At 61.7% G+C, this 24391-nt stretch carries 23 protein-coding genes and 1 pseudogene; 4 read left to right on the forward strand and 20 right to left on the reverse strand.

What is annotated here, in order from left to right; all coding sequences use genetic code 11:
* Positions 1–42: 42 nt before the first annotated feature.
* The 20 genes and pseudogenes from CD04_RS0115335 to CD04_RS0115430 all read right to left on the reverse strand — a co-directional run bounded on the left by CD04_RS0115335 (position 43) and on the right by CD04_RS0115430 (position 20365).
* Entirely contained in the window at positions 43–534 is a 492-nt protein-coding gene (locus CD04_RS0115335) for a CvpA family protein (RefSeq protein WP_031408325.1), read from the reverse strand.
* Positions 531–1454 (reverse strand): SPOR domain-containing protein, encoded by a 924-nt coding sequence (locus tag CD04_RS0115340; RefSeq protein ID WP_038168450.1) that lies wholly within the window; start codon positions 1452–1454, stop codon positions 531–533. Before CD04_RS0115340 ends, CD04_RS0115335 begins: the two co-directional genes overlap by 4 nt.
* The gene (folC, locus tag CD04_RS0115345; RefSeq protein ID WP_031408329.1) at positions 1451–2770 is read right to left on the reverse strand and encodes a bifunctional tetrahydrofolate synthase/dihydrofolate synthase; all 1320 of its coding nucleotides are present in this window, start codon (positions 2768–2770) and stop codon (positions 1451–1453) included. The genes CD04_RS0115340 and folC overlap by 4 nt, the downstream gene beginning before the upstream one ends.
* 64 nt (positions 2771–2834) lie before the next feature.
* Positions 2835–3709, reverse strand: a pseudogene (gene accD, locus CD04_RS22090) (acetyl-CoA carboxylase, carboxyltransferase subunit beta).
* Entirely contained in the window at positions 3706–4554 is an 849-nt protein-coding gene (gene trpA / locus CD04_RS0115355; protein ID WP_038168452.1) for a tryptophan synthase subunit alpha, read from the reverse strand. The pseudogene accD and the gene trpA overlap by 4 nt, the downstream one beginning before the upstream one ends.
* Positions 4551–5786 carry a tryptophan synthase subunit beta gene (gene trpB, locus CD04_RS0115360; RefSeq protein WP_031408333.1) on the reverse strand — a complete coding sequence of 412 codons (1236 nt, stop codon included), beginning with the start codon at positions 5784–5786 and terminating at the stop codon, positions 4551–4553. The genes trpA and trpB overlap by 4 nt, the downstream gene beginning before the upstream one ends.
* A gap of 59 nt (positions 5787–5845) precedes the next feature.
* Complete coding sequence (locus tag CD04_RS0115365; RefSeq protein ID WP_031408335.1) at positions 5846–6481, reverse strand: phosphoribosylanthranilate isomerase; 636 nt, start codon at positions 6479–6481, stop codon at positions 5846–5848.
* A gap of 24 nt (positions 6482–6505) precedes the next feature.
* Positions 6506–7291, reverse strand: coding sequence for a tRNA pseudouridine(38-40) synthase TruA (truA, locus tag CD04_RS0115370; RefSeq protein ID WP_031408337.1), 786 nt, complete (start codon positions 7289–7291; stop codon positions 6506–6508).
* 37 nt (positions 7292–7328) lie between these two features.
* Entirely contained in the window at positions 7329–9839 is a 2511-nt protein-coding gene (locus CD04_RS0115375) for a FimV/HubP family polar landmark protein (protein ID WP_197033142.1), read from the reverse strand.
* 171 nt (positions 9840–10010) lie between these two features.
* Complete coding sequence (asd, locus tag CD04_RS0115380) at positions 10011–11135, reverse strand: aspartate-semialdehyde dehydrogenase (RefSeq protein ID WP_031408342.1); 1125 nt, start codon at positions 11133–11135, stop codon at positions 10011–10013.
* A gap of 35 nt (positions 11136–11170) precedes the next feature.
* The gene (leuB, locus tag CD04_RS0115385) at positions 11171–12265 is read right to left on the reverse strand and encodes a 3-isopropylmalate dehydrogenase (protein ID WP_031408344.1); all 1095 of its coding nucleotides are present in this window, start codon (positions 12263–12265) and stop codon (positions 11171–11173) included.
* 13 nt (positions 12266–12278) lie between these two features.
* On the reverse strand, positions 12279–12926 hold the full coding sequence (leuD, locus tag CD04_RS0115390) for a 3-isopropylmalate dehydratase small subunit (protein ID WP_031408346.1): 648 nt from the start codon (positions 12924–12926) through the stop codon (positions 12279–12281).
* A 72-nt stretch (positions 12927–12998) separates the two neighbouring features.
* A complete protein-coding gene (gene leuC, locus CD04_RS0115395) occupies positions 12999–14399 on the reverse strand; it encodes a 3-isopropylmalate dehydratase large subunit (RefSeq protein WP_031408348.1) in 1401 nt (466 codons plus the stop codon).
* A 134-nt stretch (positions 14400–14533) separates the two neighbouring features.
* Complete coding sequence (gene gltA, locus CD04_RS0115400; protein WP_031408350.1) at positions 14534–15847, reverse strand: citrate synthase; 1314 nt, start codon at positions 15845–15847, stop codon at positions 14534–14536.
* Positions 15848–15939: 92 nt separating this feature from the next.
* Positions 15940–16224 carry a succinate dehydrogenase assembly factor 2 gene (locus CD04_RS0115405; RefSeq protein ID WP_038168455.1) on the reverse strand — a complete coding sequence of 95 codons (285 nt, stop codon included), beginning with the start codon at positions 16222–16224 and terminating at the stop codon, positions 15940–15942.
* 3 nt (positions 16225–16227) lie between these two features.
* The gene (locus tag CD04_RS0115410) at positions 16228–16938 is read right to left on the reverse strand and encodes a succinate dehydrogenase iron-sulfur subunit (RefSeq protein WP_197033143.1); all 711 of its coding nucleotides are present in this window, start codon (positions 16936–16938) and stop codon (positions 16228–16230) included.
* A 21-nt stretch (positions 16939–16959) separates the two neighbouring features.
* Positions 16960–18723: a succinate dehydrogenase flavoprotein subunit gene (sdhA, locus tag CD04_RS0115415; protein WP_031408355.1), complete on the reverse strand. Its 1764-nt coding sequence runs from the start codon at positions 18721–18723 to the stop codon at positions 16960–16962.
* 3 nt (positions 18724–18726) lie between these two features.
* Complete coding sequence (gene sdhD, locus CD04_RS23875; RefSeq protein ID WP_031408357.1) at positions 18727–19092, reverse strand: succinate dehydrogenase, hydrophobic membrane anchor protein; 366 nt, start codon at positions 19090–19092, stop codon at positions 18727–18729.
* 1 nt (position 19093) lies between these two features.
* Entirely contained in the window at positions 19094–19504 is a 411-nt protein-coding gene (gene sdhC / locus CD04_RS0115425) for a succinate dehydrogenase, cytochrome b556 subunit (protein ID WP_031408359.1), read from the reverse strand.
* Between the two features lie 78 nt (positions 19505–19582).
* Positions 19583–20365: a GntR family transcriptional regulator gene (locus CD04_RS0115430; protein ID WP_197033144.1), complete on the reverse strand. Its 783-nt coding sequence runs from the start codon at positions 20363–20365 to the stop codon at positions 19583–19585.
* Between the two features lie 226 nt (positions 20366–20591).
* Here CD04_RS0115430 and CD04_RS0115435 point away from each other — a divergent pair, with 226 nt between their 5' ends.
* The 4 genes from CD04_RS0115435 to CD04_RS22745 all read left to right on the forward strand — a co-directional run bounded on the left by CD04_RS0115435 (position 20592) and on the right by CD04_RS22745 (position 24381).
* On the forward strand, positions 20592–21578 hold the full coding sequence (locus CD04_RS0115435) for a malate dehydrogenase (protein ID WP_031408364.1): 987 nt from the start codon (positions 20592–20594) through the stop codon (positions 21576–21578).
* Between the two features lie 111 nt (positions 21579–21689).
* On the forward strand, positions 21690–22580 hold the full coding sequence (gene prpB, locus CD04_RS0115440) for a methylisocitrate lyase (RefSeq protein ID WP_031408366.1): 891 nt from the start codon (positions 21690–21692) through the stop codon (positions 22578–22580).
* Between the two features lie 44 nt (positions 22581–22624).
* On the forward strand, positions 22625–23782 hold the full coding sequence (prpC, locus tag CD04_RS0115445; protein ID WP_031408368.1) for a 2-methylcitrate synthase: 1158 nt from the start codon (positions 22625–22627) through the stop codon (positions 23780–23782).
* A 50-nt stretch (positions 23783–23832) separates the two neighbouring features.
* Positions 23833–24381, forward strand: a complete 549-nt coding sequence (locus tag CD04_RS22745) for a hypothetical protein (RefSeq protein WP_051849333.1) — start codon at positions 23833–23835, stop codon at positions 24379–24381.
* The last annotated feature ends 10 nt before the right edge of the window (positions 24382–24391 follow it).

Below are 24391 nucleotides of genomic sequence, written 5' to 3' on the forward strand. Positions count from 1 at the left end.
CGTGCACTCCAAGACTGAAACGCTGAATAGATGAATCCGGGACTATCGTTGTGGCAACGCCTGGGTTGCCGCCATGGGCAGCAACGGGAGCAACTCGGCGACGGCTGCCGTGGCCGGGGGGATGAGCAAGGAAGTCTTCCACATCGGGCTTTCGGGCAGGGCCGTATAGCGCGCCGCCAGCACCGCGAGCATCAAGAGTACGCCGCCGCGCAGCAACCCGAACACCGCACCCATGCTTCGGTCAAGTAGACCCAGACCTGTGGAGCGCAACAACAGCCGCATCACAGTGGCCATCAGTCCGACCACAAGGACCGTGAGTACGAAACAGGCGACCCATGCCACCCCATTGCGCAAGGATAGTGCGGCAATCCCGTGCAGATATCTGTCGGCCAGCCAGGGCGAGAACTGGCGTGCAACGACAAACGCCACCAGCCAGCCCGCCAAGGTGATCAGTTCGTAGGCTGCACCACGCAGCATGCCCACTAAAGCCGACAGCCCCAGGCCGGCGATCACGAGCCAGTCCAGCGTACTCACAGAGTTAGCACGACAGCGACCAAGCCCAGAGCCTTGATGCGAGCCAGCGCCTTGTCGGCCTCTTGGCGGCTGGCAAAGGGGCCAACACGCACGCGGATGCGCTTGCCGCCAGCCGTATCCACAACTTGAGTGTAGGTCTTGAACCCGGCGTGCTCGATCTTCTGCCGCACTTGGTGCGCGACACGCGTATCGGCATAAGCCCCCGCCTGAATGACGTATCGGGCGGAATTGGGTTCAGCCACAGCCCCGGCGGATTTCGCCAATGCCGCCTCCGCTTGCTGGGTCGAGATCTGATCGGGTTGCTTGCCCTCCAATGCTGCCAGAGCGACCCGGGCGCTGGCAATCTGGTGTTGCGTTTGCTGATGTTTGGTGGGCGCCGCGACAGCGCCAGCCGGCTGCACTCGCGCCAGCGCCTGCCTGGCCGCAGCTGAAGGTTTCGCGGCAGGCGCCTCTTGCGACTGGCTGGACGTCGCCCCCGCCTGAGACGCAGCCGTCGGTGCCTTCAACTGTTGCGCCGTACCCCCTGCCTTGGACTTTTCCTCGTCGCTGGGGATTGGGCTTGCCCGCTCTTTAGCTCGAGCGCCAAGGCCATGCGGCGCGCTGGCCATTTCGGCAGACGATTCGGCAATTGCGGCCGCGGCGCGCGCATCGGCCGCTGGTACCCGGGGCGCGGGCGCCGCCGCGATGCTTGCCTGACTTTGGGACGGAATAACCAGCGACATGGTCGACACCACAGGTTTAGGCTGCGTCTCAAAAATCAGAGGAAACACAACCACGCCGGTGAGCACGAGCACCACGGCGCCGATGAGGCGGCGCCTTGCACGTATGCGCAGGGTCTCTTCGCTTTGCGCCTGGGCGCCGGCCGCCGCGGCATTGGGCGCTCGGCTGGCATCCTTGCCGCGTTTTCCAGGGATTTTCATGAGGATGAATGCGTCAAGTGGGGGCCGTCAATGCGCGGCACACCTTGTGCCAACACGCCACCGACCGTGTAGAACGAGCCGAAAACCACAATTCTATCGGGCGCCTCGGCGACCGAGATGGCCTCGCCGAACGCGGCAGATGGATCCGCGTAGGACCCGACAACCCTTGCCGTTGGGGGTAAGCGTGGCTCAAGCACCTGTGCGATATGCGTGGCACGCGCGGCACGCGCCGTGGGTAGATCGCACACATACCAACGGTCCACCAAAGGTGCGATGCGTTCAATCATTTGCGCCACGTCCTTATCCGCCATCGCACCAAACACGGCATGGGTACAAGGGGCGAAGCCCATGGCATCGAGATTCTCGGCCAATACCGCGACGGCATGCGGGTTGTGCGCGACGTCCAGGACCACAGTCGGCTGGCCGGGAAGAATCTGAAAGCGCCCCGGCAATTCAGCCCGCGCCAGTCCCTGGCGGACATCTTGCGCGCTGGTGGGCAGGCGTTCCTGGAGCGCTTCCAGCGCTGCCAGTGCCGCGCTGGCATTCAGCAACTGGTTGACGCCGCGCATTACTGGGTAGGCCAAGCCTGAGCGCTTCAGCGTGGGCCCCTTATAGCTCCACTGCTGCTGCCCAGCGGCCGTGTAGCCAAATTCGTGCCCCATGCGCCACAGGTCGGCTCCGATGTCGCGTGCTTGGCGCAACACGGATTGGGGAGGATCCGGGTCAGCGACGATCGCCGCACGGCCCGGCCGCATGATCCCCGCCTTCTCAAAACCAATCGCCTCACGATCCGGACCGAGGAACTGGGTGTGGTCCAGCGCAATGCTCGTGACGATGGCGCAATCCGCGTCCACCACGTTGACCGCGTCCAGACGACCACCCATCCCGACTTCCAGCACCACTGCGTCCAGCCCCGACTCAGCAAGCAAGCGCAGGATCGCCAATGTGGTGAATTCGAAATAGGTCAGGTCTGGGGCCGGCTGCAAGCTGACCCTGGCTTGCTCGACGGCAAGGAAGTGCGGCAAAAGGGCGGCTTCTTCAACCATGCGGCCGCCGATGCGGCAGCGCTCTTCGAAATGCACCAAGTGCGGAGAGCCGTAGACACCGACACGATATCCCGCTGCCAGAAGGATGTGTTCGATAAACGCGCAGGTCGAACCCTTGCCGTTGGTTCCCGCCACCGTGAACACCGGGCATGAAAATCGCAGGTCGAGCACCGCCCGCACGCGCTCGACGCGTTCAAGACCAAGTTGGATGGCCTGCGCATGCAGCCTTTCGGCATGCGCCAGCCATTGCTGCAAATTCCAATGTTGCATGGGCACGTCGCCCGCGGCCCGGTGTGCCGTCACTCTGACTGCAAGCGGCTCTTGCGCTGTGGGATCAGCCGGCAACAGCATCAGCCGGTTGGCGCTGCAGCATTGCCAGGAGATGGGCCAACTCGTCGCGCAGCTCGCGCCGGTCGACAATACGGTCCACACCACCTTTTTGCAGCAAAAATTCGGCGCGCTGGAATCCTTCGGGAAGCTTTTCGCGCACCGTGTTTTCGATGACCCGTGGGCCGGCGAAACCGATCAAGGCTTTGGGCTCAGCCAGGACCACGTCCCCGACAAAGGCAAAGCTTGCCGACACACCGCCCATCGTGGGGTCGGTCAGGATGCTGATGTAGGGAATGCGCGCGCTCGCCAGCCGCGCCAGGGCAGCATTTGTCTTTGCCATTTGCATCAGGCTGAGCAAACCTTCTTGCATGCGCGCGCCGCCCGTGGCGGTGAAGCAAAGAAAAGGGACCTTTTGCTCCAGCGCCGTTTCGACGCCGCGCACGAAACGCTCGCCAACCACCGAGCCCATTGAGCCGCCCATGAACTCGAATTCGAAACAAGCCACAACCACAGCAATGCTCTGGATCGCGCCCCCATGACCACCAGGGCGTCGGTTTCCTGTGTATTTTCCAAGGCCTCCTTCAGGCGTTCGGAATATTTACGGCTGTCCTTGAACTTGAGTGAATCGACCGGCAGCACTTCTTGGCCAACCTCGTAGCGACCCTCGCCGTCCAGCAGCGCGTCCAGGCGCTGCCTGGCCCCGATACGCATGTGGTGTGCGCATTTCGGGCAAACGTACTGATTATGCTCCAGATCCGTCTTGTACAGGACCGTCTCGCATGAAGGGCATTTAATCCACAGGCCCTCGGGCATCTGGCGGCGGCTGCCAGATTCCGAATGCTGAATCTTTGGGGGAAGCAGTTTTTCAAGCCAACTCATGATGCACTCCAGTCTTGGTGCGCCTGCGTGGCGGCAACCGCCAACGCCGGCGTGTCGATCGCGATGCGAATCGTACGCACAAAATCGGCTGCAGCCTGCAGGCTCGCCGCGACGGGTTGGTTTTCCATCAACTCGATGATGCGCGAGCCGATCACGACGGCATCGGCGCAGGCTGCGACGGCCCGAGCGCTGTCCGCGTCCCGGATGCCAAACCCTACGCCCAGCGGAAGCTGCACATGCGTACGTATGGCCCGCAACCGCTCGCATACGGCGTGAGCGTCCAAGGTGGCTGCCCCAGTTACGCCCTTGAGCGACACATAGTAGACGTAGCCGCTGGCCAACCCACCGACCTGCTCCATGCGGTCTTCGGTGGAGGTGGGTGCGAGCAGGAAAATAGGGTCGACTCCCACCGCCCGCATCGCCACGGCAAAGTCAGCTGCCTCTTCGGGCGGATAGTCAACCACCAGGACACCGTCCACTCCCGCTTGCGCAGCGTCACGCACGAATGCTGCCACCCCGAAGCGTTCAATGGGGTTCGCATAACCCATGAGCACCAAGGGCGTACGGTCGTCCTGCACGCGAAACTCGCGCACCCAACCCAAAACCTGCGCCAAGTTCACACCGCGCGCCAGCGCTCGCTCGCTGGCGCGCTGGATGACCGGTCCGTCGGCCATGGGGTCGGAAAATGGGATACCCAGCTCAAGCACATCGGCGCCGGCCGCCACCAAGGCATGCAGCAGCGGCACGGTGGCCTCGGGAAGAGGGTCGCCTGCTGTCACATAGGGAATCAGCGCCTTACGCCCGGCAGCTGCGAGTTGCGCGAAAGTTGATGCGATGCGGCTCATCGTGCTGCTTCCTGACGGCATGATGGCCTGCAAAAGAACTGCGCGCCAGTGAGATCGGCGATGTTGCCAATATCCTTGTCACCGCGGCCAGAAAGATTCACCAGCAAGACCTGATCGCTGCGCATTTCAGGCGCCATCTTCATGGCCTGCGCCAGTGCGTGGCTGGATTCGAGCGCAGGGATTATGCCCTCGGTACGACACAACTTATGGAAAGCCGCCAGCGCCTCCGTATCGGTCACAGCAACATATTCGGCGCGCCCAATGTCCTTCAACCACGCATGCTCGGGACCCACGCCAGGATAGTCGAGCCCTGCCGATACGGAATGGGTCTCCATAATCTGTCCGCCCGCGTCCTGCAGCAGGTAGGTGCGATTGCCATGCAGCACCCCAGGTGTCCCCGCTGAGAGAGAAGCTGCATGCCTTCCGGTGGTTAGCCCCTCTCCGCCCGCCTCCACACCAATCAGGCGCACCTTCTCATGTTCGAGATAAGGGTAAAAAATGCCCATGGCATTGCTGCCCCCTCCCACGCAGGCCAACACGGCATCGGGCTGACGCCCGATCATCTCGGGCATTTGCAGGATGCACTCGTCGCCGATCACACGCTGGAAATCTCGCACCATCATCGGGTACGGATGCGGCCCGGCCACGGTGCCAATGATGTAGAACGTGTTTTCCACGTTGGTCACCCAGTCTCGCAGCGCCTCGTTGAGTGCATCCTTCAGGGTCCTGGAGCCGCTTTCGACAGGCACCACCTTGGCCCCCAGCAGGTGCATGCGGTAAACGTTCGGCGATTGGCGCTTGACGTCCTCTGAGCCCATGTACACGACGCATTCCATGCCGTAGCGGGCCGCCACCGTGGCGGATGCCACCCCATGTTGCCCGGCCCCGGTTTCGGCAATAACGCGCGGCTTGCCCATGCGCTTGGCAAGCATGGCTTGACCGATTGTGTTGTTGATTTTGTGCGCGCCGGTGTGGTTTAGATCTTCGCGCTTGAGGTAGATTTGCGCGCCGCCCAACTCGCGGCTCAGCCGCTCGGCGTGGTAGATCGGGCTTGGGCGGCCGACGAAATGCTTGAGATCACGCTGGAATTCGGCAATGAATTCAGGATCAGTGCGGTAATGTTCGTAGGCTTCTTTGAGCTCATCGAGCGCCTTGAACAGAGTTTCAGCGACAAAAGAGCCACCGTAAGGACCGAAGTGGCCACGGGCGTCAGGGTATGCGTAGTTCAACATTGGGGAATTCGTATGCCGGAACGGGGCGGCTTGCGCCGGAAAGTCGCGCGGAGACGGGTTCAGTCCCGCGCGGCAGCATCCGCATCGCGAACGGCCGCGACAAAGCGGCGCATGGCTGATGCGTCTTTCATGCCCTTGGACAGCTCGACTCCTGTTGAAACGTCAACCGCCCAAGGCCTGACCTGCGCAATGGCCTGCCCCACATTTGACGCATGCAACCCACCAGACAAAACGATGGGAAAGTTGGCGCTTTTTGGAATCAGTGACCAATCGAAAATCTCACCGCCACCGCCGTAGGCCTCGACATACGCGTCGAGCAACAAAGCTTGGGCATCCGTGAATCGAGCCTTGAAGTTTAACAAATCCAGGCCCGGACGCATGCGCGCGGCCCGGATGTACGGGTAGGCATAGCGGGAACACTCCGCCGGTTCTTCGTCACCGTGGAATTGCAGCAGACCGGGCCGCACTGCATCCATGACGGCGCGAACCTGCGTCTGCTGCGCATTCACGAACAGCGCCACTGTACTGACGAATGGCGGCAGAGCCCGGGCGATGCTCGTCGCCTGGCGCACCGTGACACATCGTGGGCTCGGGGGATAGAACACGAGCCCCACCGCATCGGCGCCAGCCTCCGCGGCCGCCAAGGCATCCTCAACGCGGGTGATACCGCAGATCTTGATTCGGGTGCGATGCATGGGGTTCCGTGGAGCTTGGGAAATCTAGGTCACCAGGATGGGCCGGTCGTCAGCGGGCTCTGGCAGCCCCCATTGTGACGGATAGCGTGGCCCAAGGAAGTACAGACCATCGGGCATAAAGGTCGGCGCGGCCAAGCTGCGCGTGCGTGAAATCAAAACATGCTGCAACCATTGCGGATCCCGAGAGCCGCTGCCTACAGCGATCAGGCAACCCATGATATTGCGCACCATATGGTGCAAAAAGGCGTTGGCTTCAAAGTCGACCATCCACATATCGCCCTGCCGCGCGATATCCACGGCAAGCAGGGTCTTGACGGGGGTTCTCGCTTGGCAGGAGCTGGCACGAAATGCCGAGAAATCATGGGTGCCAAGCAGGAGTGCCGCGCTGGCGCGCATGGCATCGGCATCGAGTGACAGGTGGGTCCAGCCCACCAGACCCTGAAGCAGCGCGGGACGCACGGCCGCTTGGTGCAAGACGTAACGGTAACGCCGCGATTGCGCGGACTTCTGGGCGTGAAATGCGCCTCCGACTTCTTGCGCCCAACGCACCGCGATGTCCGGGGGTAGGAAGGCATTGACCCCGCGCACCCAGGAAAACGGTTCGCGCACCACAGGGGAGTCGAAATGCACCACTTGCTGCAGCGCATGCACACCAGCGTCCGTGCGGCCCGCACAGGCCACGCGCAGCGGCGCGCCGATAAAGCGAGCCAGCGCGGCTTCAAGGCGATCCTGCACGGTGTGACCGCTTGGCTGGCTCTGCCACCCAAGATACGACAGGCCCCGATAGCTTAGCCCGAGGGCAATACGCATGGGCGCTGCGCCCGCCTCCAACGGCGACACATTGGGGTTAGCCGAGTTCGACCAACATCTTCTCGGCCCGCGCCTTGGCTTCACCGCCGCTTTCGGCGATGATTTCTCGCAGCAGATTGCGAGCCGTATCCAGGTCCCCCATGGCACGGCATTCCGCCACCAGGGCCAAGCGCGTGTCCAAGTCGTCCGCCGATTCGGGCATTGGCTCGGTGAGTGGCCCGGCGTGCGCGGCATCGCGACTCACTGGCGCAGCAGGTGGTGTTGAGGCACCACTAGCCGGGAGATCAAGCGACAGTGACCCAAGGTCAAACTCCAGCGGCTGTCGGCTCGGCGGATGCGCCTCCTCGGGTTCGGCAATGGATGCGCTCGCGTCCGCCGCATGAAAACTGGAGAAATCGAAATTCAAAGGCGCACCCGGATTTCCAGCCGCGGGCGCTGCAGGTGGCGCGCTCACCGGATCCGAGGCCCGGACGGGAGCAGCCGTTGCATCCACCCTCGGTGCCGTCGCGGATGATCCGACGAGGTCGAGATTGAGGTCCAGGCCAGAACCCTCGGGCTTGGCGCTCCCGGAGGCCGCGGAACCCATGATCGACGGCAGGCTGGTGAGCAACTCGGTGGCTGGCTGCGTCGCCGGTGATGTCAACCCTGACGACCCCGTAGGCGCAAAATCGCTCGCCGGTATTGTGGATTGAGCGTTGACGGTGCTCGGGGGCATCGTACTGTGATACAAGGGGTTGACCGGATCGAGATTGCGCCCGAGGTCTTGCGCCTTCTTCCAGTCGGGCCCGACGCCTTCAGTGAGCGCAAACACCTCAGCAGCCGTCATCTCGAAGGATCTCACATCCTTGCGTTTGGCGTAGATCTCCAGAAGCTTCAACCGGGCAGCGCTGCGATCCGGATGGTTTTTCAACGATTCCTTGAGAATTTCCTCTGCTTGCAGATCTCGCCCATAGGCCAGATACACATCGGCTTCGGCCACTGGATCCACGTCGCTGCTGTCGAGCTGGCTGGGCGAGTAGGCAACCGATGACCCCAGGGTGCTGTTGCGCGTGTCGACTCGCTCACCCCCAGTACCCCCAAAAAAGCTGTCTGCCGCACTCAGCCGACTGTCAAACACGGAGCTATCCCGCTGCGGTCTGGACTGCGCCCGGCGGCGCAGGAAAACCCCTGCCGCAAGCAACAGGGCAATGACCACTGCAGCCGGCGCGAACAGAGGATTGGCAAGAAGACTGGCAAGCCAGCCCCGCTCCGATCCGCTCGGCTGCTTGGCCGCCGGCCTGGGGGCCGCGATCGTCGGCGGAACTTGCAGTGCCGGCTTCGACACCGAGGCCACAGGTTTGGGCGTCGACGCAGGCGCAGCCCCGGAAAGGGCTGCAGGAACCTTCGCAGCGGGCGCCGATGCGGCAGCGGCTGCGGTTGGGGAGCTCGTTGCCGCCGCCTTCACAGCTGCGCTGGCGCTTGCCGCGAGTTGAGACAGCGCTGCGACGTTGGCCTTGGCCTCGCTCAGCTTCTTCGCAGTGGCTTCGGCTTGCCTTTGCGCTGCAATCAGGTTCGCCTGGGCCGCGAGGCCCTGAGCGGCACCGACTTTGGCCTGTCCCAATTTGAGTTGCGACTTGGGCATGGACGCCGCTGGTGTCGGCTCCTGCACTTCGGCCTGAATCTTGCCACTCGCCTGACGGGCGTTCGACTCCGCCTTGGGCGCGGCTTGTCCCGTCATTTCTGCCAGCCTGCGCCGATAGGCCTCAAAACTGCGGCTCTGGGCGATGATCACCTGTTGCGCCTGCTTCTGCGGAACGCTCTGTGCATCCTCGGCGCTCGGAATGCGCAGGACGGCACCCGCCCGCAGCAGATTCATATTGCGGTCGATGAAGGCACCGCTGTTGGCCCGGTAAAGCGCGGTGAGCATTTGGTCGAGTGACACCGTTTCGATACCCAGCCCGCGAGCGATGCTCGATAGCGTGTCACCCTTGCGCACCGTGTAGGTACGCTGCGCGGCGGGCGGCACAGCCGAAGCCGCCGCTGGTGCAGCCGTGGCCGGCTGCGCCAACCCCTCAGAGACCTGCGGCCCCGCCTGAGGCGCAATGGAGGTGGCAGGCTGCGGCTCCTGAAAATTCGGCGGGTCGAACAGCAGCGTGTAATCGCGCGTCAACTCGCCGTTGGCCCAATACGCGCGCAACAGCACATCAACGAAGGCGTCCTGGACCGGACGGGAACTGGTCAGACGCAAATAGGGCTGCCCGTCGGGCCTGCGCTCCAGCGTGACGGTGACGTCGGGCAGGATGCTGCTGTAGTTCAGATTTCGCGACTGAAAGGCCGACGCCGGCGCCACGCCCACCTTGAGCGAGGAGGCTTCGTCAGCCGTAATCTGGGTGATGTCAATGTCGGCGCGCAGGGGTTGACCCAACGCGGATTTGACCGTTGCATGGCCCAAGCCAAACGCATAGGCCTGCGAGATTGCCCCTGGCAAGGCCGCCAAACATACCAGGCCCACTGTTTGACGCCAATTGGCCACTTTGAACCCCCTGATTTGAGCTTTGGCTTTGTTCACGGCAGACTGCATTTTGATCGTTAAATCAACATAGCATCCGCTAGTTAGCCTGACAAGCTCGGCCAATCGCTGAACATGCCAAACGGCCTGAATTGTCGCGTTGAGGCCATATCGGAGGCTTCGCGGCGTGCCGTTGGCCCCTTCGCAGGTGAGGCCTGGAGGTGCGCCGGGTCAGGCCCCAAGGAGGATACGCAACATGCGGCGCAGTGGTTCCGCTGCACCCCATAAGAGCTGGTCACCGACCGTAAACGCGCCCAGGTACTGCGTGCCCATCGCAAGCTTGCGCAGCCGCCCGACGGGAATGGAAAGGGTGCCCGTTACGGCCACCGGAGTCAACTCCCGGATGCTGGCCTCGCGTGTATTGGGCACAACCTTCACCCAGGGATTGTCGCTGGCGATGATGGCCTCGATCTCAGTGAGCGGCACGTCGCGCTTGAGTTTGAACATGAGCGCTTGACTGTGGCAGCGCATGGCACCGATGCGCACGCACAAACCGTCCACCGGGATGGCTGCGCTGCCGGCATGCCCAAGTATCTTGTTGGTTTCGGCACCGCCCTTCCATTCCTCGCGCGACATCCCGTTGCCGAGATCCTTGTCGATCCATGGAATCAAGCTACCGGCCAGCGGCACCTCGAAGTGGCGGCTGGCATCGGGCGGCAGTGCACGCTGGGTGGCGATGACATCGCGGTCAATGTCCAGGATCGCGGAAGCCGGATCGTCGAGCATCGGCCTCACAGCAGCGTTCAGGGTGCCAAACTGGGCAAGCAGCTCACGCATGTGCTGCGCTCCCCCTCCAGACGCCGCCTGGTAGGTCATGCTGCTCATCCACTCCACGAGGCCAGCCTTGAACAGCGCGCCCACGCCCATGAGCATGCAGCTCACGGTGCAGTTTCCCCCAATCCAGTTCTTGCCGCCACGAGCAAGCGCGGCGTCGATGACCAAGCGGTTGACAGGGTCCAGAATGATGACCGCGTCATCGCGCATGCGTAAGGTGGAGGCCGCGTCGATCCAGTGCCCGCCCCACCCGCTGCCCCGCAGTTTGTCAAACACTGCGCTGGTGTAATCGCCACCTTGGGCCGTCACGATGATGTCGCAGGCACGTAACGCCTCCAGGTCATACGCGTCTTGCAGCGGGATGCTCGTCGAGGCCCAGTCCGGGGCACGCCCACCAGCATTGCTCGTCGAGAAAAATACGGGATCAATGTGGGCGAAATCACCCTCTTCGCGCATGCGCAGCATGAGCACGGACCCCACCATCCCGCGCCAGCCGATCAGTCCTACTCGCTTGTTTGCCATCTTCTTGCATCCGATTTGGATCTATTCATGGTGGGTCAGCCCAGGGCTGCCACCACTGCGTCGCCCATCGCCGCCGTACCTACGGTGCGCGTACCCGGCTCCGCAATGTCGGCCGTACGCATACCCTGCCGCAACACGGTCTGGACCGCCCTTTCGATGCGGGTCGCCGCCTCGGGCTCTCCAAGCGAGTAGCGCAGCATCATCGCTGCGCTCAGGATGGTGGCCAAAGGATTGGCCACCCCTTTTCCTGCGATGTCGGGCGCCGAACCGTGTGAGGGTTCGTACAAGCCGCGCCTTTCAGCATTCAGCGAGGCCGATGGGAGCATGCCAATGGAGCCCGTGAGCATTGCGGCCTCGTCGCTCAAGATGTCACCAAACATGTTCCCGGTCACGATCACATCGAACTTCTTCGGTTCGCGCACGAGCTGCATCGCTGCATTGTCCACGTACATATGCTCAAGCTGGACATCAGGGTACTGCGCGTGCACTTCAGTGACGACGTCCTTCCAGAACTGAAAGGTCTCCAGCACGTTGGCCTTGTCCACGCTTGTGACTTTCCCCGGGTGGCCGGCTGCCTTGCGAGCACGCGCCGCCTGGAAGGCCACCTCGGCAATACGCTCAATCTCCGGGCGACTGTAACGCATCGTGTCGAACGCCTCGTCGGCTCCCTGGAAAGCGCCATCGGGGCTTTTGCGCCTGCCGCGGGGCTGGCCGAAATAGATATCGCCGGTCAGCTCGCGCACGATGAGGATGTCGAGCCCGGCCACGATCTCGGGCTTCAGGCTCGATGCGCTTGCCAGCTCCGCGTACAACAGGGCCGGGCGCAGATTGGCGAACAGCCCCAGGTTCTTGCGCAGGCCCAGAATGGCCTGTTCGGGGCGAAGGTGGCGATCCAGCGTGTCGAAGCGCGGGTCCCCCACGGCACCGAAGAGCACGGCGTCCGCCGCCTTCGCCAGTTTCAGCGTGGCCTCTGGGAGCGGGCTGCCATGGCTGGCGTAGGCGTTGCCACCAACCGCACCCCACTCGAGCGTCAAGCGCAGTCCATCGGCTTCGAGCCGTTGGAGTACTTTGACGGCCTCGGCGACGATCTCCGGGCCGATCCCGTCACCGGGAAGAACAGCGATTTTCATGGGCATGGACGAGTCACAGGATACGGTGAGCGAGCCAAGGCATGCGCGCGATACGCTCGGCCTCAAAAACGCGAATCTTGTCGGCCTTTTGAAGCGTCAGGCCAATCTCATCGAGGCCTCCGACGAGGCAATGCTTGCGGAAGTCCGTGATGTCAAAAGGCAGCTCGCTGCCGTCGGGCTTGATGACCCGCTGACGCGGCAGATCCACGGTCAGTTGGTAACCAACGAAGGCGTAGACCTCGTCAAACATCCGTGCCACCTCGTGCTCCGGCAGCACGATGGGCAACAGTCCGGTCTTGAAGCTGTTGTTGAAGAAGATGTCCGCGAAACTTGGCGCGATGACCGCTCGAATCCCGTATTGTTCGATTGCCCAAGGCGCATGCTCGCGCGATGATCCACAGCCAAAGTTCTTGCGCGCAAGCATGATGCTCGCGCCCTGGTAGCGAGGTTGGTTGAGCACGAAATCCGGATTCGGCTTGCGGCTTCCGGGATCCTGCCCAGGTTCACCATGATCAAGATAGCGCCACTCGTCAAATAGATTCGGCCCGAAACCGGTGCGCCGGATGGACTTCAGGAACTGCTTCGGGATGATGGCATCGGTATCGACATTTTCACGGTCGATCGGCACGACCAACCCCTGGTGGACGGTAAATGCTTGCATAAACGGCTCGGTGTTCGGTGGACTGGGGTGTTGTGATGCAAGGAACGCTGGTGCGTGCGGCCGCTCCGGTCATCAGACGCCACGGACGTCCACAAAGTGGCCAGCGATGGCGGCTGCAGCAGCCATGGCAGGACTCACGAGGTGCGTGCGCCCTCCCTGACCCTGCCTGCCTTCGAAATTTCGGTTCGACGTCGAAGCGCAACGCTCACCAGGCTCGAGGCGATCGGCGTTCATGGCCAGGCACATCGAGCAACCGGGTTCGCGCCACTCGAAGCCAGCGGCCTTGAAAACCTTGTCCAGCCCCTCGCGCTCGGCCTGTGCCTTCACCAATCCAGACCCTGGCACAGCCAGTGCTAGCTTGATGTTGCCGGCCACGCGCTTGCCCACCAGCACGCGCGCCGCGTCACGCAGGTCTTCAATGCGTGAGTTGGTGCATGAACCGATGAACACCTTATCAACGTAGACATCCGCCAGCGGCTTTCCGGGCTCGAGGTTCATGTAGTGAAGGGCGCGTTCCATCGCCGCGCGCTTGACGGGATCCCTTTCTTTGTCGGGATCGGGCACGCATTCGTCGATACCAGCCACCATCTCCGGGGACGTGCCCCAAGTCACCTGGGGTCTGATACGGGAAGCATCAATCTCGACCACAAAGTCAAACTTGGCATCCGGATCGGAATGCAGAGTGCGCCAGTAGCCCTCGGCCTGTACCCACTCGACCTCGGTGGGAGCGAAGGGTCGTCCCTTGATGAAGCGCAGTGTCGTGTCATCGACGGCCACCAGTCCGGCCCGCGCACCCGCCTCGATGGCCATATTGCACAAGGTCATCCGGCCTTCCATGCTGAGATTGCGTACAACCGGTCCGCCGAACTCAATCGTCGTTCCCGTACCGCCGGCAGTCCCTATGGTTCTGATGATGGCCAGCGCCACATCCTTGGCTGTGCAGCCCGCTTGCAATTGGCCGCCAACGCGCACCAGCATGTTCTTCATCTTTCGCGCCAGCAAGGTCTGGGTGGCCAAAACATGCTCAACTTCGCTGGTGCCAATGCCAAAGGCCAGTGCGCCGAAAGCCCCGTGCGTACTCGTGTGCGAATCACCGCAGACCACGGTCATGCCGGGCAGGGTCGCCCCTTGCTCAGGGCCAATGACATGGACGATACCCTGACGGCGGTCGTTCATCTTGAACTGGGTGATTCCCAGCCCGTCGCAATATTTGTCCAGCGTGTCCACCTGCAGACGCGAGACGGGGTCGGCGATGCCGGCCGAGCGGTCCGTTGTCGGCACGTTATGATCGGACACCGCCAGGTTGGCGCTGACGCGCCACACTTTACGGTGGGCCAGCTCCAGGCCCTCGAAGGCTTGGGGGCTGGTGACTTCGTGCACCAGGTGCCGGTCGATGTACAAAAGCGCCGTGCCGTCGGATTCGACGTCGACCACATGTTCATCCCAGAGTTTGTCGTAAAGCGTACGTGCCATCAGCGCTCCAAAGGCTTGCGAAGGCAGAAGGCCCAAACGCGAACCCATGCCAAAATTGGTGCCAAACGTTAATGTTAAGGCCGCCGGCGAGAAAAAACCCGGCCGCAGCCGGGCTCAGTGCAGGGAGGATCGACTCAACCCCGCTGGGCCATGGGCAACACATCGCGTTTGATCGATCCGGTGAACAATTGCCGGGGGCGACCGATCTTGTACTCTGGATCGGAAATCATCTCGTTGAGTTGCGCAATCCAGCCGACGGTGCGAGCAAGCGCAAATACTGCGGTGAACAGCGACACCGGCACGCCAATGGCCTTCTGCACGATGCCCGAATAGAAGTCCACATTGGGGTAGAGCTTGCGCTGAATGAAGTAATCATCCTCCAGCGCAATCTTTTCCAAAGTCATGGCGAGCTTGAACAGCGGGTCATTCTGAAGGCCGAGCGCGTCGAGCACCTCGTGGCACGTCTCGCGCATGAGCTTGGCACGCGGATCGTAGTTCTTATATACACGGTGCCCGAAGCCCATGAGACGCACCGAGGAGTTTTTGTCCTTGACCTGATTGATGAATTCGCCGATTTTTGCCACACCGCCCTGCGCCTGGATGTCGTAGAGCATGTTCAGACAGGCCTCATTGGCCCCCCCATGGGCTGGCCCCCACAGGCAGGCCACCCCAGCGGCAATCGCCGCAAAGGGATTGGTACCGCTCGAAGCGCACAGACGCACAGTGGAAGTCGACGCATTCTGTTCATGATCGGCATGCAGAATGAAAATGCGGTCCAGCGCGCGCTCGATCACAGGGTTGGGCTCGAAGTCCTCGCAGGGTGTGGCCCACATCATGCGCATGAAATTGCCCGCATAGCTCAACTTGTTCTGCGGGTACATGTAGGGCTGGCCCATGTTGTACTTGTAGGCCATTGCCACCAGGGTGGGCATCTTGGCAATGAGACGGATGGCCGAGATGTCACGCTGCTCCGCGTCATGAAGATTGATTGAGTCGGGGTAGAAGGCGGACATTGCGCCGACCAGACCCGTGAGCACAGCCATTGGATGGGCGTCGCGCCGAAAGCCGCGCAGAAAAAACTGCATTTGCTCGTTGACCATGGTGTGTTGGGTCACACGCGACATGAAATCCTTTTTCTGGACAGCGTTGGGAAGTTCGCCGTAAAGGATCAGGTAGCAGGTTTCCATGTAGTCGCAATTGACGGCCAACTGCTCGATGGGATAGCCGCGATAGAGCAATTCGCCCTGGTCACCATCGATGTAGGTGATAGCGGAGCTGCACGATGCCGTCGAAAGAAAACCCGGGTCATAGGTGAACTTGCCCGTTTGTGCATAGAGCTTGCGGATGTCAATCACATCTGGACCAACCGTCCCCTTGTGGATCGGCAACTCGACACTCGGTGAACCGTCGGAGAAGGACAGCGTGGCTTTCACATCGGATGGGGTCATGATGAAATTCCGGGAGGGAGGGAGGTTGGTTGGACGTCTTGACCGCGCTGGGCGCCTTGAACAGCGCATCGATCGCTCGGATCAAGCAAGAATCACACCGCCCTGAGCAGGCGCAGCACGCGCAATTGCGCCGCGCCACTCAGTTCGGGTGGGGGTTCAGCGTGGCCCAACAGCAGCTCAAGCAGCGTGTTGTCATCCAGTTCAAGTAGATCCTGAAGACCCTTCCACTCGGCTGTGCTCAACGCCTGGGCGTAACGGGCGAAAAAGCGGCCGAGGATGAGATCGTTTTCCAGAAGGCCGCGACGCGCGCGCCAGAGCAGACGGCGCACCGCCACGGCATCCGGGCTTTCTGCATCGACGCTTGCAGGCTGCAGCATGCCTTAGACGGCTCGGCGCAACATCAGATCCTTGATGTTGCCGATGGCCTTGGTCGGGTTAAGCCCTTTGGGGCAGACGTCCACGCAATTCATGATGGAGTGGCAGCGGAACAGGCGGTAGGGATCCTCAAGGTTGTCCAATCGTTCGTTGGTGGCCTCGTCCCGGCTATCGGCGATAAACCGATAGGCCTGCAATAGCCCGGCGGGGCCAACGAACTTGTCCGGGTTCCACCAGAAACTCGGGCATGAGGTGGAACAGCTCGCGCACAGGATGCACTCATACAGACCGTCGAGCACCTCGCGCTGCTCGGGACTTTGAAGGCGTTCCCTTTCAGGCGGTGGGGTGTCGTTAATGAGATAGGGTTTGATGGAGTGGTACTGGTTGAAGAACTGCGTCATGTCCACAATCAGGTCGCGGACCACGGGCAGGCCGGGCAGCGGCTTCAGGACGACCGGCTCCTTGAGCGTGAGCAGGTTCGTCGTGCAACTCAACCCATTCTTGCCGTTGATGTTCATGCCATCCGAGCCGCACACACCTTCGCGGCAGGAACGGCGGAAGGCTACGGTCTCGTCGACATCAGCCTTGATGCGCATGAGCGCATCAAGCAACATTTTGTCGTTGTACTGCAACTCCACCTCATAGTCCTGCATGTACGGCTTGACGTCCTTGTCCGGGTCGTAGCGGTAGATGGAGAATTTCATCTTACGGGTCATGGCAATCTCCGGGCGGCCCGTTCAGAAGGTGCGCGCCTTGGGTTTAAAAGTGTCGACGCTTAGCGGTTTCATCTGAACCGGCCGGTACGCCAAGCGATTGTTCTCGCGGAACCACAGGCTGTGCTTAAGCCAGTTGACATCGTCGCGTTCCGGGTGATCACGATGCGAATGTGCGCCCCGGCTTTCCTGCCGCGCTTCGGCTGACACAATGGTCGCCTTGGCCGTCTCAATCAGGTTCTCCACCTCCAGCGCCTCGACGCGCGCTGTGTTGAACACCTTTGACTTGTCCTTGAGGTGAATGTGCCCCACGCGCTGCGCGATCTCGTCGATGGCGGCGACACCTTCGCGCAGAAGTTCGGCAGTGCGGAACACGCCACAATGCTTCTGCATGCTGCTGCGGATGGCGCCCGCCACGTCTTGGATGGCCTCGCCCGACGTTGACGCGTCAAGTCGGGCCAGGCGTGCCAGCGAGGCATCGGGAGCATCAGCAGGCAAAGGCTTGTGGCTATTCTTGAGCAGCTCGCTTGTGGCGATGTGATTGCCCGCGGCACGTCCAAAAACGACCAGGTCGAGTAACGAGTTCGTGCCCAACCGGTTCGCCCCATGCACGCTCACGCATGAGCATTCGCCAATCGCATAGAGGCCGCCGACCACGCGCTCGCTGCCGTCCGCGCCAACCGTCAGCACTTGGCTGTGAATATTTGCCGGCACGCCCCCCATCTGGTAGTGAATTGTCGGCACGACTGGGATGGGCTCCTTGGTGCAATCCACGTTGGCAAATTTCAGGGCAATGTCGGCAATCGACGGCAGGCGCTTTTGGATGGTTTCCGCGCCGAGATGGTCGAGTTTGAGCAGGACATAGTCCTTGTGAGGCCCGGCGCCGCGCCCTTCCTTGATTTCCTGATCCATTGATCGGGAGACAAAATCGCGGGGAGCAAGGTCCTTGTAGGTTGGGGCATAGCGCTCCATGAACCGCTCGCCATTCGCATTGAGCAGGATTCCACCCTCGCCTCTTACGCCCTCCGTGATCAGCACTCCCGCGCCGGCAACGCCAGTGGGGTGGAACTGCCAAAACTCCATGTCCTGCAGGGGAATACCGGCACGCGCGGCCATACCCAAGCCATCACCCGTGTTGATGTAGGCGTTGGTGGACGCCGCAAAAATGCGCCCCGCACCGCCCGTTGCCAGGACGGTTGCCTTCGCCTCCAGGATCGTCACCTCACCGGTTTCCATCTCCATGGCCACGACGCCGAGCACATCGCCATCGGCATCGCGAATCAGGTCCAATGCCATCCACTCCACGAAGAAATGTGTACGAGCGGCCACGTTCTGCTGATACAACGTGTGCAGGAGCGCGTGGCCCGTGCGGTCGGCCGCGGCGCAGGCGCGCTGCACCGGTTTTTCTCCAAGATTCGCTGTATGCCCGCCGAATGGACGCTGGTAGATCGTGCCGTCAGGATTGCGGTCAAAGGGCATGCCCATGTGCTCAAGCTCGTAGACCGCGCTGGGCGCCTCACGGCACATGAACTCGATCGCATCCTGGTCACCGAGGTAGTCGGAACCCTTGACCGTGTCGAACATGTGCCAGTACCAATTGTCTTCACTCATATTGCCCAGGGATGCACTGATGCCACCCTGCGCCGCAACCGTGTGCGAGCGCGTAGGAAACACCTTAGACAGCACTGCCACGTCCAGGCCAGAGCGTGCCAGTTGCAGGGCGCAGCGCAAGCCCGATCCTCCAGCGCCCACGATAACCACGTCGAATTTGCGTTTATTGACTTGCACGGCTTATACCCTCCACAACACTTGCACGGCCCACCCAGTGCAAGCGACGAGCCAGACGATGGTCAGCACCTGAAGCGACAGGCGAACCCACACAGGCTTGACGTAATCCATCCAGATATCACGCATGCCCACCCACACGTGGTAGAGCAAAGCCAGAAGCGCCACCAGGCTGAAGATCTTCATTGCCTCGTTTGAGAACAGGCCTTGCCAGCTCTCGTAACTGAGAGGGCCAGGCCCGACGAACCAGCCCAGCAGGAAGATGGTATAGACGGCCATGATGACGGCCGTCACACGCTGTGCCAGCCAGTCACGAAATCCATAATGCGCGCCAACCACCAAACGGTGCGCGCCGTAATTGGATGCGCTCATGTCAGGCCCCCAGGAAAAGATGCGCTGCGAAGGCGGCCGTGGCCAGGAGCGAGACAGCGAAGGTCGTCAACGCCAGCATGCGGCCCTGCTCCTTGCTCACCGCTTGAAAAATGTCCATCACCAGATGCCGCACGCCTGCGACAAGATGATGTGCAATCGCCCAGAACAGTCCGAGCACCAGCAGCTTGTAGGGCCACCACCCCAGGATCTGCGCGATATGCGCGTAGCCATCGCGGGAACGAAGGCTCGTGTCGAACAACCAAAGCACGAATGGCAGCAGCAGGAACATCACGGCTCCGCTGGCCCTGTGCAAGATCGAGACAAGCCCGGCCAGTGGGAGGCGGTACCTCGCAATCTGGGTGATACCGATATTGCGGTATTCGGGTCGTTTTCGTGTGTGAACGGTTTGCATGGCTGTTGGACCTCGACCTGTTTGTGATGCCAGTTTATTGCGTTGCAAAAACCTTGATACGGTGCGTCGTGCGGGTGCTCAGCTCAGCGTATTGCGGTAATGGTGCCTTGCTGTGGAATACAGGCCTCGGCGTAATTCGACCGGCTGATCGCCATAGCTGAATGACAGGCGCTCGACGGACAAGAGAGCTTGCCCCAGGGGAATTTTCAAGATTTCTGCTTCCTGCCGGCCGGCGTTGACTGCGCGGATTTTTTCTTCAGCTCGAACCATGCGCGTGCCGAACTCGGACTCAAATAGGGCATACAGAGGCCCCCTGTAACGCTCCAGACGCTCGGCTGTGAGGCTACGAAATGGAGCCCCCGGCAGGTAAATGTCCTCGTAGACGACGGGCTCACCTCCAATATGCAGCGTCCGCCGTATTTCAAGCACCATTTCGCCGCTCTTGATGCCCAGCAGCGAAGCGACGTCTGCCGCTGCGCGCACACGATGGCATTCCAGGAACTGCCGCTCCATGCGCAAAGCCTGGCTGGATCCGGCATCGGGCACCAGACGAAGAAAACGAAACTTGACCTGTTCCTCGTGATGTGTCGAGACGAACGTACCCCGGCCCTGTCGACGCATCAGCAGATTGTCCGCGGCGAGCTCGTCAATGGCCTTGCGCACGGTACCCTGGCTTACCCCATAGCGCGCAGCCAGTTCGGCCTCGCTGGGAATGAGTTCGCCGGGCTTCCATTCGCCACTCTGCAGGCTTCGCGTAATGAGCGCCTTGATCTGCTGATACAGCGGGCTGAACACCGGCGCGGCACCACCTGCGGCCGGGCCGACCGGCTGCGGTGAGGAGTGATGTGTGGGGGCGGCCATGCGCTGCATTGCAGCACAGTCACAGGCCCTTGTCCAGCATGACCTAATAGATGTCTTATATATGACATAAGTTTGTTGACGCGGCGCCCCGTCACCCCTAAACTGCTTGATGCGCTGCATCATGAACGGTCTAATGAAGCGCTCACGAAAACAACGGCGCGCAAGCTGCCGCGCCCAGCCCAAACGCCCATATTTCTCATCCGCACCCCTCTCACCGGAGTTCATCATGACCAAAGCCCCCATGCGTGTTGCCGTCACCGGCGCAGCCGGCCAGATCGGTTACGCCCTGTTGTTCCGCATTGCCTCTGGCGAAATGCTGGGCAAGGACCAGCCTGTGATCCTGCAACTTCTGGAGATTCCCGATGAAAAGGCCCAGAAGGGGCTCAAGGGCGTCATGATGGAACTGGAAGATTGCGCCTTTCCCCTGCTGGCCGGCATGAGTGCGCACGGCGACCCGAACACAGCGTTCAAGGACATCGATGCAGCGTTGCTCGTCGGCGCTCGCCCGCGCGGCCCCGGCATGGAGCGACGCGATCTGCTGTCGGCCAATGCACAGATCTTCACAGCGCAAGGACGCGCGCTGAATGCTGTGGCCAAGCGCGACGCACGCATTCTCGTGGTCGGCAATCCGGCGAACACCAATGCCTACATCGCCATGAAGTCCGCACCCGACTTGCCGAAAGGCAATTTCACCGCCATGCTGCGCCTGGACCACAACCGGGGGCTGTCTCAAATCGCGGCGAAGCTGGGCAAACCCGTATCGTCGATCGAGAAATTCTGCGTCTGGGGAAACCACTCGCCCACCATGTATGCCGACTACCGATTCGCCACTATCGAGGGGCAATCGGTGAAAGACATGATCAACGACGACGACTGGAATCGCAACGTGTTTTTGCCCACGGTCGGCAAGCGTGGGGCGGCTGTCATTGAGGCCCGCGGGCTCAGCTCGGCGGCGTCGGCGGCGAACTCGGCCATTGACCACATGCACGACTGGTTCCTCGGAACGGGCAATCGCTGGGTCACGATGGGCATTCCGTCTGACGGCTCCTACGGCATCCCGGAAGACATCATGTTCGGCGTCCCCGTGACCTGCGAGGGTGGCAAGTACAAGCGTGTCGAGGGCCTTCCCATCGACGCATTTTCGAAATCCTGCATCGACAAGACCCTGAACGAGTTGCTCGAAGAGCGGGAGGGTGTCAAGCACCTGTTGTAAGGTCCGCCGCGGCTCCGGCCGCGCGGCCACGCGCACGCTGCCCTGCGGCGAAAGCGCAAGGCACTGGCCCGATGTTTCCTGCAAACCTAGCGCAAATCACGGAGAAATGCCATGAACCCAACCCCACCGGGCCAGCGCCTGCGCGACGCGCAGCGCCAGGAACAACCCTTGCAGGTCGTCGGCGCCACCTGCGCTCAGCACGCATTGCTGGCCCAGCGCGCGGGCTTTCGGGCCATCTACCTTTCCGGTGGAGGCGTGGCTGCGGGCTCACTGGGCATGCCTGATTTGGGAATCAACACGCTGGATGACGTGCTCACCGACGTTCGCCGCATCACTGACGTCTGCGAGCTGCCACTTCTGGTGGATGTCGATACCGGCTTCGGTCCCAGCGCCTTCAATATCGCACGCACGGTCAAGAGCCTGGTGAAATTTGGCGCTGCTGGCATGCATATCGAAGACCAAGTCGGCGCCAAGCGCTGTGGCCACCGCCCGGGCAAGGAGATCGTCGGCACGGCCGAGATGGTTGACCGGGTCAAGGCCGCCGTGGATGCGCGCACGGACGACAGTTTCGTCATCATGGCCCGTACCGATGCGCTGGCGGTGCAAGGCTTGGATGCCGCCATCGAGCGCGCCATTGCCTGTGTCGAGGCAGGCGCCGACATGATTTTTCCGGAAGCCATCACCGAGTTGTCCATGTACAGGCGCATCGCTGACGTTGTGAAGGTGCCGATACTCGCCAACATCACGGAGTTTGGCAGCACGCCGCTGCTCACGGTGGATGAATTGCGCAGCGCCGGCGTGGGCTTGGCGCTGTACCCACTCTCGGCATTCCGCGCAATGAACAAGGCGGCGGAAAGCGTGTATGGCGCGATTCGCAAAGACGGTACGCAGAAAAACGTCATGGACCTGATGCAAACTCGCGCCGAGTTGTATGACGTTATCGGCTACCACGACTATGAGCGACGGCTTGACAGCCTGTTCCAACAAGGCAAGGCCAAGTAAGCCGTCAGCGTTGTCAAACAACCACCAATTCGAAGGAGACCGTCATGTCAGAAGCACAAGCCGCCGCCACTCCAAAGCCGAAGAAATCCGTCGCCCTCTCTGGCGTCGTCGCAGGCAACACTGCGCTGTGCACGGTGGGCCGCACCGGCAACGACCTGCACTACCGTGGCTACGACATTCTGGACATGGCGGACGTGTGCGAATTTGAGGAGGTCGCTTACCTTCTGGTGCACGACAAGCTGCCAAACAAATCGGAACTCGCCGCCTACAAGGCCCGACTCAGGGCCTTGCGCGGATTGCCCGCACAAGTGCGCCTGGTGCTCGAAGCCCTGCCCGCCTCAAGCCACCCCATGGACGTGATGCGCTCGGCCGTCTCTGCATTGGGTTGCATCTTGCCCGAGAAGGAGGACCACAATATCCCGGGCGCACGCGACATCGCCGACCGACTCATGGCAAGCTTGGGGTCGATGCTTCTCTATTGGTACCACTACAGCCATAACGGGCGCCGCATCGACGTCGAGACGGACGATGATTCCATCGCCGGGCATTTTCTCAACCTGCTGCATGGAAAACCGGCGCCAGAGTTGTGGGTGCGCGCGATGCACACCTCGCTCAACCTGTATGCCGAGCATGAATTCAATGCGTCGACGTTCGCCGCTCGCGTAATCGCCGGAACCGGAAGCGACTTCCACTCCTGCATTACCGGAGCCATTGGCGCGCTCCGTGGGCCAAAGCACGGTGGTGCCAATGAGGTCGCGTTTGAGATTCAGAATCGCTATGCAGACGCCGATGATGCAGAGAGCGACATCACGCGCCGCGTGGCCAACAAGGAAGTGATCATCGGTTTCGGCCACCCTGTCTACACCATTGCCGACCCCCGCAACCAGGTGATCAAAGGCGTGGCACACCGACTTGCCGTCGCGGCACACGACACAAAACTGTTCACCATCGCGGAGCGGCTGGAGACGGTGATGCGCCGGGAAAAGAACATGTTCCCGAACCTTGACTGGTTTAGTGCCGTCAGCTACTCGCTAATGGGCGTGCCCACCGCCATGTTTACGCCGCTCTTTGTCATCTCCCGCACCAGCGGCTGGAGTGCACATGTGATCGAGCAGCGGGTGGATAACAAAATCATTCGCCCGAGCGCGAATTACACTGGTCCAGACGACTTGTCATTTGTGCCGCTGGAGCAGCGCCCCTGAGTCTGCCGAGCGCGGCGAATCCTGCCCTTTTGCGTTTTGGAGACACGATCATGCTGCAAGGACTCATCACCTTCCGCCCCGCCCCGCTGCTGCTTGCCGCCTGTCTGGGCAGCGGCTTGTGCTTGGCTGCGGCCCAGGCGGCCAGCCCGCCAGACGGCGCCGCGCCCGCAGCACGCCACCAGTTGAAGGGGCATGAACTCTCAGCCAAGGCGGCTGCTGAGGATATCGCCGCAGCGGAGTCCAAACCCCTGCTGGACAGCAACGCTCCACCGACGCCCGAGCAACGGGCGGCGGCTGCCGCTGCCGAGCGACAGGCCGTGAACCCCATCTACCAGATGAAAATCGGGCGCATGCAATGCGGCTCGCATGAGTTCATGGACGTCAAACAAGAGGATGTGCACGACCAGTCCATCCTCGTCACCTGGAAAGGGCGGCACTACTTGCTTACGCGCAAGCCAACCACGACCGGCGCCTACCACTTTGACGATGCAAAGGCCGGTTTGGTCATGATCCAGATTCCCGCCAAGAGCATGCTCTTCGACAAGAAGCACATGACACGCCTGGCCGACGACTGCAATCCCATGGTCGCCAGCCGATAACTTCAACTCA

Source organism: Thiomonas sp. FB-Cd, assembly GCF_000733775.1.
Classification (GTDB): Bacteria; Pseudomonadota; Gammaproteobacteria; order Burkholderiales; family Burkholderiaceae_C; genus Thiomonas_A.